The sequence below is a fragment of the Bartonella sp. 11B genome, from assembly GCF_002022625.1.
Classification (GTDB): domain Bacteria; phylum Pseudomonadota; class Alphaproteobacteria; order Rhizobiales; family Rhizobiaceae; genus Bartonella; species Bartonella rochalimae.
Genome location: NZ_CP019783.1, coordinates 1358172 through 1376190, shown reverse-complemented (window position 1 = coordinate 1376190; position 18019 = coordinate 1358172). Strand labels below are relative to the sequence as shown.

Annotated in this window: 13 protein-coding genes; 4 read left to right on the top strand and 9 right to left on the bottom strand. The window is 36.5% G+C overall.

Annotated features, from left to right (window positions below; translation table 11 throughout):
- Positions 1–63: 63 nt before the first annotated feature.
- From Bho11B_RS05945 to Bho11B_RS05930, 4 genes are all read left to right on the top strand, one after another.
- Positions 64–750, top strand: a complete 687-nt coding sequence (locus Bho11B_RS05945; RefSeq protein ID WP_035007037.1) for a response regulator transcription factor — start codon at positions 64–66, stop codon at positions 748–750.
- On the top strand, positions 747–2138 hold the full coding sequence (locus tag Bho11B_RS05940) for an ATP-binding protein (protein ID WP_035007038.1): 1392 nt from the start codon (positions 747–749) through the stop codon (positions 2136–2138). Before Bho11B_RS05945 ends, Bho11B_RS05940 begins: the two co-directional genes overlap by 4 nt.
- Positions 2139–2238: 100 nt before the next feature.
- Positions 2239–5163 (top strand): bifunctional [glutamine synthetase] adenylyltransferase/[glutamine synthetase]-adenylyl-L-tyrosine phosphorylase, encoded by a 2925-nt coding sequence (locus Bho11B_RS05935; RefSeq protein ID WP_078673897.1) that lies wholly within the window; start codon positions 2239–2241, stop codon positions 5161–5163.
- A gap of 917 nt (positions 5164–6080) precedes the next feature.
- Complete coding sequence (locus tag Bho11B_RS05930) at positions 6081–6638, top strand: methylated-DNA--[protein]-cysteine S-methyltransferase (protein WP_078673896.1); 558 nt, start codon at positions 6081–6083, stop codon at positions 6636–6638.
- 4 nt (positions 6639–6642) lie between these two features.
- Here the strand turns inward: Bho11B_RS05930 and Bho11B_RS05925 are convergent, their stop codons facing one another.
- From Bho11B_RS05925 to thiC, 9 genes are all read right to left on the bottom strand, one after another.
- Positions 6643–8952 (bottom strand): ATP-binding protein, encoded by a 2310-nt coding sequence (locus Bho11B_RS05925; protein WP_078673895.1) that lies wholly within the window; start codon positions 8950–8952, stop codon positions 6643–6645.
- A 293-nt stretch (positions 8953–9245) separates the two neighbouring features.
- Positions 9246–11873, bottom strand: a complete 2628-nt coding sequence (gene pepN / locus Bho11B_RS05920; protein WP_078673894.1) for an aminopeptidase N — start codon at positions 11871–11873, stop codon at positions 9246–9248.
- Positions 11874–11956: 83 nt separating this feature from the next.
- Positions 11957–12778 (bottom strand): uracil-DNA glycosylase family protein, encoded by an 822-nt coding sequence (locus Bho11B_RS05915; protein WP_078673893.1) that lies wholly within the window; start codon positions 12776–12778, stop codon positions 11957–11959.
- A 127-nt stretch (positions 12779–12905) separates the two neighbouring features.
- The gene (locus Bho11B_RS05910; RefSeq protein WP_035007044.1) at positions 12906–13664 is read right to left on the bottom strand and encodes a hydroxymethylpyrimidine/phosphomethylpyrimidine kinase; all 759 of its coding nucleotides are present in this window, start codon (positions 13662–13664) and stop codon (positions 12906–12908) included.
- Complete coding sequence (locus Bho11B_RS05905; protein ID WP_035007045.1) at positions 13655–14260, bottom strand: thiamine phosphate synthase; 606 nt, start codon at positions 14258–14260, stop codon at positions 13655–13657. Before Bho11B_RS05905 ends, Bho11B_RS05910 begins: the two co-directional genes overlap by 10 nt.
- Positions 14257–15030, bottom strand: a complete 774-nt coding sequence (locus Bho11B_RS05900) for a thiazole synthase (protein WP_035007047.1) — start codon at positions 15028–15030, stop codon at positions 14257–14259. The genes Bho11B_RS05905 and Bho11B_RS05900 overlap by 4 nt, the downstream gene beginning before the upstream one ends.
- Before the next feature lie 4 nt (positions 15031–15034).
- Positions 15035–15232: a sulfur carrier protein ThiS gene (gene thiS / locus Bho11B_RS05895; protein WP_035007049.1), complete on the bottom strand. Its 198-nt coding sequence runs from the start codon at positions 15230–15232 to the stop codon at positions 15035–15037.
- 3 nt (positions 15233–15235) lie between these two features.
- Positions 15236–16186, bottom strand: a complete 951-nt coding sequence (locus tag Bho11B_RS05890) for an FAD-dependent oxidoreductase (RefSeq protein WP_035007052.1) — start codon at positions 16184–16186, stop codon at positions 15236–15238.
- Positions 16183–18009: a phosphomethylpyrimidine synthase ThiC gene (gene thiC / locus Bho11B_RS05885; protein ID WP_078673892.1), complete on the bottom strand. Its 1827-nt coding sequence runs from the start codon at positions 18007–18009 to the stop codon at positions 16183–16185. Before thiC ends, Bho11B_RS05890 begins: the two co-directional genes overlap by 4 nt.
- Positions 18010–18019 lie beyond the last annotated feature (10 nt).

Sequence of the window (18019 nt, the reverse complement as noted above, 5' to 3'; positions counted from 1 at the left end):
AAACAGAAACTGACTAAGGTTTCTGTTTCATCAATCATTGAATAAAATAATGGAGATGCGTTTATGAAGATACTCATTATCGAAGATGATCGTGAGACAGGGCGTTATCTCGAGAAAGCCTTTTTGGAGGCAGGACATACAGCTGACATTGCTTATGATGGAGATACGGGGTATACTTTTGCTGAGACGGTAAATTATGATGTGATGGTTATTGATCGCATGCTTCCATATCGTGACGGTCTTTCTATTGTTACTGAGTTGCGTGCAAAAGGCATCGAAACACCAGTTCTTATTCTTTCTGCTTTAGGTCAGGTTGATGATCGTGTAACTGGTTTGCGTGCGGGTGGAGATGATTATCTGACAAAACCCTTTGCTTTTTCTGAACTGCTTGCGCGTGTTGAAGTTTTACGAAGGCGAAAAAATCCGAAGGAAGCAGAAACTGTTTATTGTGTTGGCGATCTCGAACTTGATCGATTAGCACATATAGTGAAGCGTGGTGACAAGAACATTATATTGCAACCGCGTGAATTTCGTTTACTGGAGTATTTAATGCGATACTCTGGACAGGTCGTTACTCGTACGATGCTTTTAGAAAATGTTTGGGATTACCATTTTGATCCGCAAACAAATGTTATTGATGTTCATATATCTCGTTTAAGAGCAAAGATTGAAAAAGATTTTGATGTTCCCCTTTTGCATACAGTTCGTGGAGCAGGATATATGCTAAAGGCACCAGAAAAGAAAATATGAACCGTTTAATCAACATGATGCGTACGACTGCAGTGAGGCTTTCTGCGCTTTATATTTTGCTTTTTGGATTAGTTGCGGCGGGACTTTCTCTTTATATGACAGCATTCGCTATTTCATTACTGACAGACCAAACGGAACAAGCTTTACGTGAAGAATTAAGGTATATCGAGAGTGCTTATAATTATGGTGGGTTGCCTATATTAATGCGTACTATTGATTATCGTTCACGTCAACCAGGGGCTTTTCTTTATCTTGTCACTGATCCAACGGGTCGTATTTTGGCAGGGAATGTTGCGCACATAGAACCTGGGATTCTTCAATCTAATGGCTTTCTTTCTCATTCTTTTTTGTATTCACGCTTTGGAGAAAATGGCCAGATAAATGAACAAAATAAACATCGTGCTTTAGCGGCTATTATTGATTTACCCAATGCTATGAAACTTCTTGTTGGGCGAGATTTAGATGAACCGGAACGTTTTGTAACAGTTATTCGTAAAGCCGTTATGATTGCTCTTGCAGCAATGGTTGGAGGTGCTTTGTTAATATGGTTTTTTATTGGTCGGCGCGCATTACAAAGGATTGATCGTGTAACAGCTGCATCACAGCGTTTGATGAATGGTGATTTTAGTGGGCGCTTACCCGTTTCTGGAGCCGGTGATGAGTTTGATCGATTGTCAGTTAATCTTAACGTTATGTTAGATCGTATTGAAGAATTAAATACTGGTTTGCGTCAGGTGTCAGATAATATTGCTCATGATCTTAAGACACCACTAACTCGTCTCAGAAATCGTGCCGAAGAAGCACTTGTAGGAAAGAAAACAGAGTTTGAATATCGGCAGGCTCTGGATGATGTTATTGCTGAATCAGATTATCTTATTCGTACTTTTAGTGCTATTTTAATGATTTCACGTATTGAAGCAGGTAGCTCAATTGAGAATCTTGAAATAACGAATATAAAATTGATTCTTGAAAATGCGGTTGAATTTTATGAACCTTTTGCTGAAGAAGCTGGTGTTTCGCTTCGATTGGGACATACTTTTGATAAAGAGCTCAAGCTGAATCGTGAACTTATTACACAATCAATTTTAAATCTTATTGATAACGCAATCAAATATGCATCTATAGGTGAAAAAAAGGCAGAGGTTTCTTTGTCAATGGAGGATGATGGAGGACGTTTGCGCGTTGTAGTTAGTGATAATGGTCCAGGAATAGCAGAAGATAAACGTGAAAAAGTGATAGAACGGTTTGTTCGTCTTGAAGAAAGCCGCACACAACCTGGTTTTGGTATTGGTTTAAGTATAACAAAAGCTGTTATGAAACTTCATGGGGGCGAATTGTTACTTGAAAACGCAAATCCAGGATTGAAAGCTGTTTTATTATTTCCTTAATATTGTTATTGCTTGTTTATTTTATAGATATTGCCTTTTTCTAATTTTGTTATGCAATAAAATAGAATGAAAACTAAAATGCTTTCTTGATGGAATGCAGATGAAGACAGCTTTTTTAAAAACACGGCTTTTTCCTTTACGTCCTCTTGATGAGAGTGGTTCACAATGGTTGAAAGATATTGAAGAACAAGCAAGAAAAGAAAATTTAGAACCATTGGTTTCCTATATTGTAGGTGGAGGAGAGCAAGTTGATTTTATCTGCGCAGTCATGACTTTATCTCCTTTTTTACGTGGAGTTTTGATTGCAAATCCCTCTTATCTTAGTCCTTTATTGACTACAGATATAGAAACAAGGCTCAGTGAAATTGTAGAAGATATTGCTGCCGTTGATAGAGCTGAAATGATTCATGAAACTTCATTAATGGCGGCTTTAAGGTGCAAGAAAAGAGAAGCGCACACTCTGATTGCTTTAGCTGATTTAAGTCGTGTTTTTACTTATGAGGTTTCTTGCGCATGGCTGACACGTCTTGGTGAAGCAGCATTAGGTGCAGCTTTACGTTTTCTTTTGAGAGAAGCTCATGATTGTGGAAAAATACGTTTAGCTAATCGTGATATACCAGAGAAAGATTGTGGTTTAATTGTTTTAGGGATGGGGAAATTTGGCGCTGAAGAACTTAATTATTCCTCTGACATTGATCTGATTATTTTAATTGATGAAATGTCATCTCATGTGGGAGATTCCTATGAAAGTGTTGATATATTTTCAAAAATGGTGCGCCGATTAATCCGTATCATTCAAGAGCGTACTGCCGAAGGATATGTTTTTCGGCTCGATTTGCGACTCCGACCAGATCCAGGTTCAACACCTTTGGCGTTACCTATTAGAGCTGCTCTGCGTTATTATGAAGGGCGTGGTCAAAATTGGGAACGTGCAGCTATGATTAAAGCACGTCCAGTAGCGGGCGACATTGATGCAGGTTTTAATTTTCTTAAAGAACTTTCTCCTTATGTATGGCGCAAATATTTAGACTATGCAGCTATTGCTGATATTCATTCTATTAAACGCCAAATCCATGCTTATAAAAATTATGGGCAAATTGCTGCTTATGGTCATAATATCAAATTGGGACGAGGGGGTATTCGTGAAATTGAATTTTTCGTGCAAACACAACAGTTAATTGCTGGAGGACGCTTACCTCAATTACGTGGACGTAAAACAGTTGAAATGTTAGCAGAGCTTTGCAATCTTGGTTGGATCGGAGAGGAAATTAAAGATAGCCTTATAAAAAGCTATGCTTTTTTACGTAATGTTGAACACTGTATTCAAATGATTGCAGATGAACAAACGCATGTTTTGCCAGAAGAAGTTACGCGATTTACGAGCGTTGCGTATTTGATGGGATATCAAGAGAGTCACTGTTTTATTCGTGATTTGTTAGAAACACTTCTGATAGTGGAAGAACATTATGCTGCGTTGTTTGAGCACGAGCAAGAACTTGGCTTGGAAATGGGTAACTTGGTTTTCACAGGTGAGGAGGATGACCCTGAAACACTTATTACATTAAGTCGTTTAGGTTTTAAAAGGGCAAGCGATATTTGTCGTATTATGCGTACGTTGCATTGTGGGCGTTATAGGGCCACTCAATCTGCTGAAGCGCGTGAAAGATTAACAGAGCTTACACCAGCACTTTTAAAGGCTTTTGGTGCGACCAAAAGAGCAGATGAGGCAATGTTGCGTTTTGATAGTTTTTTGCAAGGCTTGCCTTCAGGGATACAGCTTTTTAGCTTATTGCAGTCAAATCCGCCCCTTTTAGATATGTTGGTTTGTATTATGGGTGCTGCACCACGGCTTGCCGAGATTATTACACGTACACCACACGTTTTTGATGGGATGCTGGATCCTAAAATTTTTTCAGAATTGCCAACAAAAGATTATTTAGAAAATCGTTTGCAATATTTTCTTGAAGGTGTCACTTCTTATGAAGAAATTCTTGATCATCTAAGGATTTTTGCTGGTGAACAGCGTTTTTTGATTGGTATTCGGCTTTTGAATGGTACAATTAATGGAGATAGAGCAGGTTTTGCTTTTACTGCGCTCGCTGATCTCATGATTGCAAAAACGCTTACTGCTGTTCAGGAAGAATTTTTTCGTCATCATGGCCATATCAAAGGGGGACGTATTGGCATATTGGGTATGGGTAAGCTGGGAAGCTGTGAATTAACAGCAGGATCAGATGTCGATCTTATTTTACTGTATGAGCATGACGAAAATGTAGAAATGTCTGATGGAGAAAAGCCACTCTATGTTTCTCAATATTATACCCGTTTAACACAACGTTTTGTTTCTGCTTTATCTACTTCTACAAATCAAGGAGTTCTTTATACTGTTGATTTAAGACTACGGCCATTGGGCAATAAAGGGCCTATAGCTGTTCCCTTTCAGGTTTTTAGAAAATATCAACGCCAGGAAGCTTGGATATGGGAACATCTTGCCTTAACCCGTGCAAGGGGTATAGCTGGAGATGCTGATTTTTTGCAAAAATTGGAAAATGAAGTAAGGGAAATTATTGCACTTCCTTGTGATAAAAAGAAGGTTGCAAAAGAAGTGCTTGAAATGCGTGCTTTAATTGAAAAAGAAAAACCACCGGCAAATCGATGGGATTTAAAAACTCTACCTGGTGGTATTATGGATCTTGAATTTATTGCTCAATTTGCTCTTATAACTCATGTCATTGATTTTCAAATTGGAGCGACTACAGCTGATATTCTTTCTCGTTTACCACTCGATTTTCTAAGTCAATCATTGATTGCTGATTTACATTACGCTTATTGTCTTTATAACAATTTAAGTCAGATTATACGTCTTTGCTTAAATGAGGCTCTTAATCCTGATGATATGCCACCTGGGTTGAGCGATCTTTTGCTACGTAGTATTGGCGAGCCTGATTTGCCACGTGTTGAAAAATTAATTGAAGAAATAGGACAATCAGTGCGTACAATTTTTACACAAGTTATGGGACGCTAGATAGAATGTTTTTTAAGTAAAATCATACGTTGATTTTTTAGTATACAAATGAATGTATGTTAAAATAAACTATGAATATTATACTATGCTTTATTTTTTTTGATTAATAAACTCAGAAAAGCTTTTTTGATTGTCAATCAATAAAGCAGGTGAGTTTATTACACGGATAAGCTTCCTTTTAAGCAATTATTTTCTACTCACAGAAAGCGATCACTAATAATATTTTTATAATTTATTTCTCTGTTCAATTTAATATATGTATCATTTTATATGTAAAATTTTAGCTCAAAGGTTATAGTATTACACGTATGGTGAGAATTGATACAATACAAGAAATAAGTAAGCTATGCTGAAGATATATAATCGTTGTATATTTTATGATGACTATGTACCTTACACATTATAGAGATTCATGCAAATGTTGAAAGAGACAAATTTTCAGGGATCTCTTCTATATCCTATTGTGATGCAAGAAAAAGTTAAAATAAGACTATAGATGTAGACGTGTTATGCGTGTTTAAATTGCTTCAGAAGAAAATAGATCTGTAATAAGGAGAAAAGGGAGAAAAAGTAAATTTTATCAAATTATATGCTGTTATAGTATTTATTTTTCTGAGAAGTATGCTCAATATATTAAATATGTTTATCATTTTAACGTACAATACTTTTAAGTATAATAAGTAAGATTATGATTTTCTTTTTACTTATTGCATCCGTATTTATCTGCAATAAGATTGAGATGAGGTTTAGTGCCCTTACTAAAGTAGAGAAGTTTGTCTTTCATTATAAGTTAATGACAAACTTTATTCCTAGGATTAAATATTTGGGTTTACATTAGATTTTCATACGAGAAGTTTAGAGTTCATTGGAATAAGGTCATTTTTTATGGGTGAAGATTTAATTTGTAGGAGATTCCTATGAATTTAAAGATGTCACAAAGTATAATGGAAAAGCGTAAAAACAAGAGTAGGCAAGATACGATTATTGTGACGGCAAGAAAGACATCTATAGGGAGTCTTTTGGTAGCTAAATCTCATAAGGGTATTTGTTATATTGCTTTAGGCGATTCAACTGAACAATTATTACAGGAATTAGGAACGCGTTTTACCAATATAAAATACAATATTAATGATAATGTGTTGAATCAAGAAATAGCATGTATTGTAGCGATGGTTGAAACTCCTAAGTTGGTAAAACATCACAATTTACTATTCGATATCAATGGCACAGTTTTTCAAAAAAAAATTTGGGCTGCATTATGTGAAATACGATGTGGAGAAACAATTTCTTATAAAGAGTTAGCGCAAAGTATTGGTATGCCAAAAGCGTACCGTGCTGTTGCTAATGCATGTGCATGTAATGAATTGGCATTAGTGATCCCCTGCCATCGTGTAATCCGAAAGAATGGTGCTCTTTCTGGTTATCGTTGGGGTATTCAGCGCAAACAAATTTTGCTACAACGTGAACGATATTAAAGATTTAATTTTGTTGAATTGGCATTATAATCGTTACAATTGTGCCTTTTCCTTCTTTAGAAGTGATTTCTAGTTTTCCTTTATGTAGTTCTAATAAAGAACGAGATATAGCTAGTCCAAGACCTGAACCAGGGTGGGTTTTGGTAAATTGATTTTCAACTTGTTCAAAAGGTTGTCCAAGTTTTTTGATTGCTTCTTGGGGAATACCAACACCTGTATCTTTAATACTAAAGATAAGGTTGTTATTTTTCTGGAAAGCACGGATATCAATGCTGCCACCAGAAGGTGTGAATTTAACAGCATTTGAGATAAGATTAAGAAAAATTTGTTTCATAGCGCGACAATCAACATCAGCATGAAGTTTTTGTTCAATATTTGTTGTAAGAGAAATCTTTTTCGCTTGTGCTTGTGGCGTTAGTGTACGAATTGTTTCACTGATGATTGGCTCAAGGTTGATATTTTTACGGTCAAGGGTAAATCTTCCAGCTTCGATTTTTGACATATCAAGAATATCATTGATAAGAGTAAGAAGATGGGTTCCTGAATTATGAATATCGTGCATATATTCTTTATAGCGTTGTGAACCGAGAGGACCAAAGGTAGATTGTAACATGATTTCTGAAAAACCAAGAATAGCATTAAGAGGAGTACGCAATTCATGGGATATATTGGCTAAAAATTCTGATTTAGCTTTGTTAGCACTTTCGGCTCGCTCTTTTTCTTCTTGCAGGCTTTTATTAAGCTTTTCAACTTCTGTAGCACGTTGTTGAGCATTGCCTCGAGCACGTTTCAGCTCTTGAATGAATGAAAAAAGTCGTCTTTCACTATCTTCAAATTTTTCTTGTTGTTGTTTAAGTTCAGAGATATCAGTGCCAACACAAACAAGCCCTCCATCTTGTGTGCGTCTTTCATTAATTTTAAGCCAGTAGCCATTTGCAGTTTGACGAATACTCGTTAAGTTACCAGATTCATCTATCTTAAGAGGATATTCACTGATAGCAGGACGTGACATGGCTTCAACAGTTGCACGTTCAATTCCTGATTGTAGCATTTGTTTAGGGATAGCAGCATATTCACAAAATTTGCTGTTAGACATAACTAGACGTCCTTCTGAATCCCATAAGACAAAAGATTCAGAAATATTTTCAATCGCATCACGGATACGAAGGTCAGCTTGTGCAGTTTGTTCAGCAAATTGATGTTGTTCACTAATATCAAAGGAAATACCAACTAAGTGAGGTTCTTCTTCATCGGTTACTTCGGCGCGAATGCGCATCCATACATAATGACCTTCAGCGTGACGCATAGGTACATTAATATCGATATGTTTTTTTTTACTCTCCATTAATTCTTGAGCGAGTTCAAAAAAATTTGCATCTTTTGGATCAATGATAGCAGTAATTTGAGAAATTGATAGGAGTGCATTTTGAGGTTCATAGCCAAGCATTTCATACATTGCTCGTGACCAATAAACCCGTCCACTCGCCATATTCCAATCCCATAATCCACAACGTCCCCGCATCATAGCCATATCAATGCGATTTTGAATTTTTTCTGAAATCAAATCTGTATTACGTGCTCGTGTGACTTGATTATAGTAGGCATAGAGAAGAACTAAAATAATACTCACTGTTCCTATCAGTAAAGTTATATTTAATGAGAACTTTTTTTCCCATTCCGTATAGATATGTTTTTTTGTTGCACTAATGAATACTCCATATTGGCCACTGTCTGTTTGGCTGAATGAAGCGAGAGCAGGTTCTTGTTCTATTGTAATTGGTATGATGCCAGTGTTTTTTTTGAGAGGCCATGAAATGATATTCCCAGAAATAAAATCCTGTAAAGACTCCCCTGAAATTATTTCTGAATTAGACGAAGCTAGTATATTTCCATTGCGATCAAGGATAGCTATCATAGGATTGATATGAGTAGAGCTGTGATGATGAAAGGTTATTAGAATATTTTGTAAATGATTAGGAGAAAGAGAGGCTACTTTTTTTTGCTGAGTAAAAGCCAGTAAATCATGATCGATTTTATTTACTATAGAGGAAGATAAAAGAGAAAGTATGGAACGCGCATTCTTATCAATTGTATGGCGCCAGTCATAAAGTGACGCAAAGCGTATTGTTGCTAACACAATCAAAGATATAATAATGGCGAATGGAATAGAACGTCGCAACCAAGGTTCGATAAAGAGGAGTTTTTGGTAAATTGAATTAGAAATACGTGTTACTCCTACCCTGCGATTTGAAGCGCTTGGTTTTGAATCAGAATGCATTCTTGTGGCCGCGTTATACACGTCCAATTTAGCCATTTCTGGGATCCTCTAATCATGAATAATGTAACTAGAAAACTGTTTTGGTACTCATAACAATTCAGTAAGCCTAATGAATCAAAACAAGAGTCTTCTGTCTAGTCTTTTTTTAAAAAAAAGAATAATTTTACTCTGATGAGTATAAATTATGAAAATTAAAAGAACTTTAATATTACCTATAAATAGGCTAAAATAGCTATTTATAGGCTTATTGTTATGAGAGCTGCAGAAGAACTAAATTTGATTAATTAATAGAGCAATATTACAATAATTTAATTATAAATATTTTTATTTTAAGCAAGTGTACGATTGATGATATCTGTTACATCGCTTGATAATTTTTCTGCTGCTGCAATTGTTTTTAATGCAGATTCGAGTTTTTTCTGTCGAATAGGTTCCAATTGTCTCCAAGAGCGCATAATTGTTAATAACCGTGAAGCAAGTTGTGAATTTTTAGGGTCAATTTCTAAAATAGTTTGGCATAGAAAATGATAAGATGCTCCATCAATCCTGTTAAAACCTGTTTGGTTCCCAGAAGCAAAAGTGCCAATCAAAGCACGTACTCTATTAGGATTATCTTGTGAAAAAAGCGGATGTTTTGTGAGTTTTTGAACGCAGTCAAGTGTTGATGCTCCTGCAACCATTGCTTGAATTGCAAACCATTTATCCATGACTAAAGGATTATGATAATATCGATTTTCAAAATCATTTAAAGCATTTTGTGCTTGTTTGCTTGTGTTAAAGCGTTGTACTAAAATCGTTATGCTGGCAATGCGATCTGTCATATTATCAGATGTGGCATATTGTGTGGCAGCGCGCTCTGGATTAGCTTCAGCAATAGAGAGATAGTCTAAGATGATATTGCGTAATGCTCTTTTTCCAGTTTGCTCAGCATTTGGTGAATAAGATTCTTGTACCTGCATTTGTACGTAGAATTCTGTGAAAAGTTCTTGATGGGTGTGTGCAATAGAAGCTAAAAATTGATTACGTACATAGTGTATTCGATCTGGATCAACATTTTGACCGATTGTATGTGCAAGTTCACTTTCGCTTGGTAAATTTAAACAAAATGCTCGAAATTCCGGTTCTAGGTTTTCATCTTTGATGATGGTTTTAATCAGCTCTAGTAAATTAGAGGGCATGGTTGCTTTTTCAGCTGTTTTATCTTGAATGACTTGAATAAGAGCTTGGGTTATGAGAATATTCAGTGACTGCCAACGATTGACTTGATTGCTATCATTTTGAGCAAGAAAAATCAGTTCGTTTTCGTTAAATGGAGTTTGTAAAATAATGGGAGCAGAAAAATCTCGTAGGAGTGATAAAATAGGTTTATTAGGTAGTCCTTTTAATTGAAAGGTTTGAGATTCCTTAGAAAGCAACATAATATCTGATTGAATAGTTGTATCACTTTCGTAGATGAGTGATTGTCCCTCACTTCCTAATAGACCAAAGGCAATAGGGATCAGCATGGGTTTTTTATTATTTTGTTGTGGCGTTGGTGGAATATGTTGCTGTGCATGAATTGTTAAAGTACCTTCATTATAATGGCTATCAATTTTCACATGAGGAGTACCTGCCTGTTCGTACCATAGCATAAATTGTGAGAAATCTTGATCCGATACTTCAGCAAAACAAGCGATAAAATCTTCAATAGTACACGCTTGTCCATCATGGCGTTGAAAATAGAGATCCATACCTTTACGAAAGAGCACAGGACCTAAGATAGTCCGTATCATACGCACTACTTCTGCACCTTTTTCATAGATAGTTGTAGTATAAAAATTATTGATTTGACTATATTGACGAGGATGTACAGGATGAGAAAGAGGACCAGCGTCTTCAGGAAATTGTGTAGCTTTCAACATTTTTATGTTTTCAATCCTTTGCAGACTGCGTATATTTTGATCTGCAGAAAATTCCTGATCACGGTAGACAGTTAATCCCTCTTTTAAACAAAGTTGAAACCAGTCACGACAGGTAATACGATTACCAGTCCAATTGTGAAAATATTCATGTGCAATGATACGTTCAATATTTCTATAGTCTTTGTCTGTTGCTGTTTCGGGATCTGCAAGGATATATTTATCATTAAAGATGTTAAGACCTTTGTTTTCCATTGCGCCCATATTGAAATCAGAGACAGCAACAATATTAAAAACATCTAGATCATATTCACGGCCAAAACATTGTTCATCCCAACGCATGGAACGTTTGAGGGCATCCATGGCATAGGTTGCTTGTTTAGCTTTACCTTTTTCTACATAGATACCAAGTTTAACAGGCCGTCCAGATGCTGTGATAAAATGATCTTCAAGTTGGTCAAGATTTCCACCAACTAAAGCAAAAAGATAAGATGGTTTTGGATAAGGATCCTCCCAAACAGCAAAATGCCGATTATTTTCAAGGATGCCTGTTTCAATGAGATTACCATTAGAAAGCAAGATTGGAATCGTCTGAGAATCTGCTGTAATTTTTACTGAATAGGTAGAAAGAATATCAGGACGGTCATAAAAATAAGTTATGCGACGAAAACCTTCTGCTTCGCATTGTGTGCAATAAACACCGTTTGAAAGATAAAGTCCCATAAGTTGACGATTACTTTCGGGGTTTAATTCTGTCACTATTTGTAATGTGAAAGAAGTTGCAGGAGGAGCAATAATTTCTAGGTTCGAAGGAGTGCTTTTATAAGCATTTTTAGCTAATTCTTCGCCATTGATAGCAACAGAAATTAATGTCAGTTCGTCACCAGAAAGTACGAGAGGTGTTAATTCTTTTGTATGTTGACGCGGTTCAATAGACAATGTCGCTTTAACGACAGTTTTTGTTGGATTCAGACAAAAATTAAGTTGTGTTTTAGGTATAGCATAGGGTGTTGGTTGGTAATCTTCTAAATGATAAACAGGAATTGTTTCTTGCTGCATAATTGTTTCCCTTGCTATATTTGGAGAGTATAATTTGTTGAAAGGCTGCTTATTGCTTAAGAAAAGGCAGAATTTAAAAATGACTAAAGATTATTTAAACGGTTTTTTACTTCTAAAAAGTCCATCCATGTAAGCTTTTTTTGACTAGGCGTCCTTAAAAGATAAGCGGGATGAAAAGTTGGCATAACAGGGATTTGAAGATCTTCATTTTCATAAGTAAGCCATTTTCCTCTTATTCGAATAATGCCACTCTGAATTCCCGTAAAGAATTGTGCGGCAGTGCTTCCTAGTGCTATAAGAATACGAGGCTTGGCTAATAAAATTTGACGTTCAATAAAAGGGCGACATAATGTAACTTCGCGTGGTGTTGGTGTGCGGTTTCCTGGTGGACGCCAGGGAATAGTATTTGCTATGTAAACATTTTGTCTTGAGAGACCAATTGATGCGAGTATTTTGTTGAGTAGTATGCCTGCTTTTCCTACAAATGGAATTCCTTGTATATCTTCTTCTCGTCCTGGAGCTTCACCTATGAGCATAAGAGGACTTCCTGCTGTTCCATCAGAAAAACAGGTATTTTTGGCTGTTAGTTTTAATGAGCAACCATTAAAAGAAAGAAGGGCGGATTTCAACTCATCAAGAGTTTGAGCACTTTTTGCTATCTCTACAGCTGAGAGTACAGGTTGTGTTTTGTCTGGATTATCAAGTGCAAGAGTATGCGATTTTATGGTTGGAGATATTTTTTTATAATAGGGGATATCGTGTGCTTGGTTTAATTGCGGTTCTAAAGAGGCAGCTTGATTAAAGTGATCAATAGGAACGTCAGTAAGCGCAGCATCAACACCACTTTCTTTGTAGAAGCTGAGTAGATCTTCATTGGAGATTACATCTTTATTTTTTTCTGACATTTTGCTTTTTGCTTTATACTGATCTATCAATCAATAAACTAAGAAGAATTATTCTTCAAGATTTATAATATGTTTATTGTAAATAGAAGTTCAGTATACTCTCAGAAAATGGAATGGTATTAGATTTTTAATGATCCTTTTTACAATGCTTTAGAAGCAATGTGTAAGTGTACGCTTTAGCATTTTTTATGGCTTCAATCATCGATTGTTTTAATGCTAGATTTGCAGCAATAGCACTTGAAAGGATGCAACCTGTTCCACGCATCGTTCCTTTTAAACGCGGAGAGGAAATATTTATAATTTCAGTTTTATTAATTAAGCTGTCTGTTGCAAAATTACCTTCGGTATGTCCGCCTTTTATTAATATATGGCGTGGACCAAATGAAAGAAGTCTTTGTGCTTGGTGGATTGCTTCTTCATGATTAGAAGCCAAAGGGCTTTTACTGAGAAGAGAAAGCTCTGCCATATTGGGTGTTAAAAGATCAATATGAGGAAGCAGTTTATTGAGCATAATATCTGTGATTGTTTCTGTGGTAAGCTGCCCCCCTGATGAGGCGATGAGTACAGGATCAAGAATGGTTGGAATATGATGATAATCTTTTAAGATATCACAGATTCCTTCTATAATTGCTTGGGTTCCTGTCATACCGATTTTGATTGCATGTATTGAGTTATTTTTAAGGGCAATACGCATTTGTGCAGAAATAGTTTCTTTACTCATGGGTACAATTTCAGCAACATGGTTGTTATCTTGTACGTTGACAGCTGTGATTGCTAAACTTGCTTTTGTTTGAAAATGTGTTGCTGTTTCTATATCACGAGCAATACCGGCTCCTCCTGTTGGATCGGTACCTGCAACAATAAGTATAGAAGGCATTAGCGCCATGCTTGAGTCACCTTTATCCACTGTTGGACACGTTCTTCGGGCTTTTTATTTAAAATAATATCAGTGACAACAGCAGCGCTATTTGCTCCAATTTTTAAAATACTTATTGCGCGTTCTGGTGTTAAACCACCAATACCTATTAAAGGCAAAGAACCAATTTTCTTTCTCCATTGCTTGATTTTTTCTAGTCCTTGTGGAGCCCATTTCATTTTTTTTAAAATTGTTGGATAAATGGGACCAAGTGCAATATATTCGGGAGAGATAGATAAACTGATATCTAGTTCGTGTTCATCATGAGTGCTAAGACCAAATTTTATACCACTTTTACGGATTGCCAAAATGTCAGCACTTTTTAAATCTTCTTGTCCAAGGTGAATAAAATCACATTTTTCGTCAATGGCTATTTTCCAATAATCGTTAATGACTAATTGGACTTTAAATTTATCACATATATTCTTTGCTCGTTTTATATGTTGAATGATTGTTTCTGTATCTTTATCTTTTATGCGTAGTTGTATCAGCTTAATTCCAAAGGGAACTAAACGTTCAACCCAATCTGCACTATCAACAATGGGATAAAATGGGTCAAGTTTCATGAGAATATTGCTTTGCCGATAACTGGTGTTGAAGGCACTGCTACATTGCGTGCTTTAAGGAGGCCTGCTTTGTAACCGATATGTCCTGCTATAATAGCTTTAGAAAATGCTTCAGCCATTAATACAGGATCACCCGCTTTAGCAACAGCTGTATTGAGGAGTACTGCATCATAGCCAAGTTCCATAGCAATGGCAGCATGCGATGGACGTCCAATGCCAGCATCGATAACAAGAGTAAGATCAGGAAGATACGCACGGATAGAACGTAATCCATCAGTATCACGAGGACCTTTAGCAGATCCAATAGGCGCACACCAAGGCATAATGACACGGCAGCCAACTTCAAAGAGTTTTTCAGCAACAATAAGATCATCTGTTGTATAGGCAAAAATTTGAAAGCCTTCATTATTTAAAATTTGTGCTGCTTCAACTAAAGAAAAAACATTTGGCTGTAATGTATCTGAATTACCAATAACTTCCAGTTTAATCCAAGGTGTTTTAAAGAGATCTCGTGATAATTGAGCTGTTGTGACAGCTTCCTTAACAGTATAACAGCCGGCAGTATTGGGAAGTACAGTTATGTCAAGTTCTTTAAGAAATTGCCAAAATTGTCCACTCTGTTTTCCCCCTGCAGTTTCTCGGCGTAATGAAATTGTTACAATTTCTGTACCAGATTTATGAATAGCTTTACGGAGAACTTCTAGTGAGGGATATTGAGCTGTACCTAACAAAAGGCGGGAAGAAAATTCACGTCCATAAAAATTCAACATCGTTTTAGCCTCCTTGCATTGGGCTTAGAATTTCAATTCTATCTCCTTCATGCAAAACAAATTGGCTTCGTTCATCAAGAGAAACAACTTCAGAATTAACAGCCGTTGCTAGCCAATTACCTTCATAACCTAATTCATCAAGAAGTAAATTAAGATAGGTTGCTTTTGTTTCAATTATTTCACCGTTAACAGATATTTTCATGCTTTATTCCAACGCTAATTTTACCCCTTGTTTTGCCATTTCTGGAGATAAAAGAAAACCATGTCTATAAAATCCATTAATAAAGATATGATTATCATGTTTATGAACATAAGGTAAATTATTAGGATAGCAGGGACGAACGCCAACGCCGGATTCAATAATTTCTGCTTCAGCAAAGGCAGGATGGAGAGTATAAGCTGCGTTGAGAAATTCCATCATTGATCTTGCCGAGATAGCACCACTAAAGTCACTTTCAATCATTGTTGCTCCAATCATAAAGATATTATTTGGTCTAGGGACTACATAGAGTGGAATACGTGGGTGGAGAAGACGAATTGGACGAGAAATTTTAATATCTGTGCTGCGCACTAGAAGCATCTCACCGCGAACTCCTCGTATATTTTTATCTTTTCCTAAACGTGCTATTCCTGTTGCATCAATGATAGTATTAAAATTCTCTTCGGATATTCCTATATCAACAAAACAGGCTCCATTTTTTATAAGAATTTCTTTTAAAGTGATCAGTGCTTTGCGTGGATCAATGTGTGCTTCAGTTTCATAAAAAAGTGCACGGTTAAAACGTCCAGCAAGATCGGGTTCAATATGTGTTATTTCTGTATTATCTATGATTTTATGATTATTTGTACGCATTGAAAATCGTTCGAGCTCTGCTATATCTCGCGTAGGAGCAACGACCAAAGTACCTTTTTGTTCTACAATATTAGGAAGTGTTTCTTTCCACCATTGCATAGCTTGTATACCAAGATCTTCGATAATTTGTTCAGAACTTTCTTTTTCACAGTGAGGTGCTAACATACCTCCTGCATACCAGCTTGCAGTTCCTATAGGAGAATGGGGAGGCGCAGATACAGTGATAGGGATACCTTTTTGTTGTAGCATAAAAGCAACTGTTAAGCCCCCTACACCTGCGCCTTTGATAAGAATATTTTTCAATTGTTTGCTTTCTCTTTTCTAGAGTGAGCATTTTCTATGTAGAGATCACCGCTTTTTTTATATTTTTCAGCCATAGCAATCATACCTTCTTCTTTTCTTTTTGTTGCTGCATCACGGATATCATGGGAAATACGAATTGAACAGAATTTAGGTCCACACATAGAGCAAAAATGCACTAATTTATGGGCCTCTTTAGGCATTGTTTCATCGTGAAAGGAGCATGCGGTATCTGGATCAAGGGAAAGATTAAATTGATCACGCCACCGAAAATCAAATCGTGCACGTGAGAGGGCATTATCGCGTAATTGCACTCCAGGCAAGCCTTTAGCAAGATCAGCAGCATGAGCTGCGATTTTATAAGTGATCACCCCGGTTTTTACATCATTTTTATCTGGTAGTCCTAGATGTTCTTTAGGTGTTACATAGCAAAGCATGGCAGTACCAAACCAACCAATCATAGCGGCACCAATAGCCGATGTGATATGGTCATATCCAGGAGCAATGTCAGTTGTAAGAGGGCCTAAAGTATAAAAGGGTGCTTCGTGGCAGAGGGTTAGTTGTTTTTCCATATTTTCTTTAATTTTATGCATTGGTACATGACCAGGTCCTTCAATCATAACCTGTACATCTTTTTCCCATGCAACTTTTGTTAGTTCTCCCAAAGTTTCAAGTTCAGCAAATTGGGCTTCATCGTTTGCATCCGCAAGAGAGCCTGGACGCAATCCATCTCCTAATGAAAGAGAGACATCATACATGCGTGCAATGTCACAAATTTCATCGAAATGTTCATATAAAAAATTTTCTTTATGGTGATGCAGACACCACTTAGCCATAATAGAACCACCTCGTGAAACAATACCTGTTACGCGATTAATCGTTAAGGGGATGAAGGGCAATCTTAATCCTGCGTGAATAGTAAAATAATCAACACCCTGTTCTGCTTGTTCAATTAAGGTATCGCGAAAAACATCCCATGTTAAATTTTCAGCAATACCATGTACTTTTTCAAGCGCTTGATAAATTGGGACAGTCCCAATAGGAACAGGAGAATTGCGAATAATCCATTCACGAATATTATGAATATTACGACCTGTTGAAAGATCCATAACTGTATCTGCGCCCCAACGAATGGCCCAAACCATCTTTTCAACTTCTTCTGCCATGGATGAAGTAACTGCTGAATTACCAATATTAGCATTAATTTTAACACGAAAATTACGACCAATAATCATTGGTTCGCATTCTGGATGATTGATATTGTGAGGAATAATAGCTCGTCCGCAGGCAATTTCATTGCGAACAAATTCTGCAGTATAGGTTTCTGGTATTGATGCGCCGAATGTTTCTCCCGATATTTTTTTTTGATCTTTTGCTACCAAACCTTCATTTTCACGTATAGCAACATATTCCATTTCTGCAGTAATAATACCTGCACGTGCATAAGCCATTTGTGTGACTGCTTTATTATTTTTTGCGCGAAAAACGGGACGAGTTTGTTCAAAAGTTGGTGCAAGATTTTTATCATGAGTAAAACCATTATCTGCAGGTTGAATTAATCGTGCTGGATAGGATTCAATGTCAGAACGCTCAGATAGCCAGGGTGTGCTAATGGCAGGTAATCCTTTTGTAATATCAATAGTCGCATTTTCATCGGTATAAGGACCTGAAGTATCATAAATCGTCAAAGTTTCTTCATGACTATTATCTGTCAGAGAAATTTCACGGAATGGTACGTGTACATTAGGAAAGAGAAGGCTCTGTCGATAAATTTTGCGTGACGCAGGGAAAGGAGAAAAACTAATTGATGGAGTGTTTTTTTGCACAAACTTTTTC

What these genes read in the sequence shown, in the direction of transcription:
- Bho11B_RS05945 (WP_035007037.1), top strand. Translation starts at nt 64, where the DNA reads ATGAAGATACTCATTATCGAAGATGATCGTGAGACAGGGCGTTATCTC.
- Bho11B_RS05940 (WP_035007038.1), top strand. Translation starts at nt 747, where the DNA reads ATGAACCGTTTAATCAACATGATGCGTACGACTGCAGTGAGGCTTTCT.
- Bho11B_RS05935 (WP_078673897.1), top strand. Translation starts at nt 2,239, where the DNA reads ATGAAGACAGCTTTTTTAAAAACACGGCTTTTTCCTTTACGTCCTCTT.
- Bho11B_RS05930 (WP_078673896.1), top strand. Translation starts at nt 6,081, where the DNA reads ATGAATTTAAAGATGTCACAAAGTATAATGGAAAAGCGTAAAAACAAG.
- Bho11B_RS05925 (WP_078673895.1), bottom strand. Translation starts at nt 8,952, where the DNA reads ATGGCTAAATTGGACGTGTATAACGCGGCCACAAGAATGCATTCTGAT.
- pepN (WP_078673894.1), bottom strand. Translation starts at nt 11,873, where the DNA reads ATGCAGCAAGAAACAATTCCTGTTTATCATTTAGAAGATTACCAACCA.
- Bho11B_RS05915 (WP_078673893.1), bottom strand. Translation starts at nt 12,778, where the DNA reads ATGTCAGAAAAAAATAAAGATGTAATCTCCAATGAAGATCTACTCAGC.
- Bho11B_RS05910 (WP_035007044.1), bottom strand. Translation starts at nt 13,664, where the DNA reads ATGGCGCTAATGCCTTCTATACTTATTGTTGCAGGTACCGATCCAACA.
- Bho11B_RS05905 (WP_035007045.1), bottom strand. Translation starts at nt 14,260, where the DNA reads ATGAAACTTGACCCATTTTATCCCATTGTTGATAGTGCAGATTGGGTT.
- Bho11B_RS05900 (WP_035007047.1), bottom strand. Translation starts at nt 15,030, where the DNA reads ATGTTGAATTTTTATGGACGTGAATTTTCTTCCCGCCTTTTGTTAGGT.
- thiS (WP_035007049.1), bottom strand. Translation starts at nt 15,232, where the DNA reads ATGAAAATATCTGTTAACGGTGAAATAATTGAAACAAAAGCAACCTAT.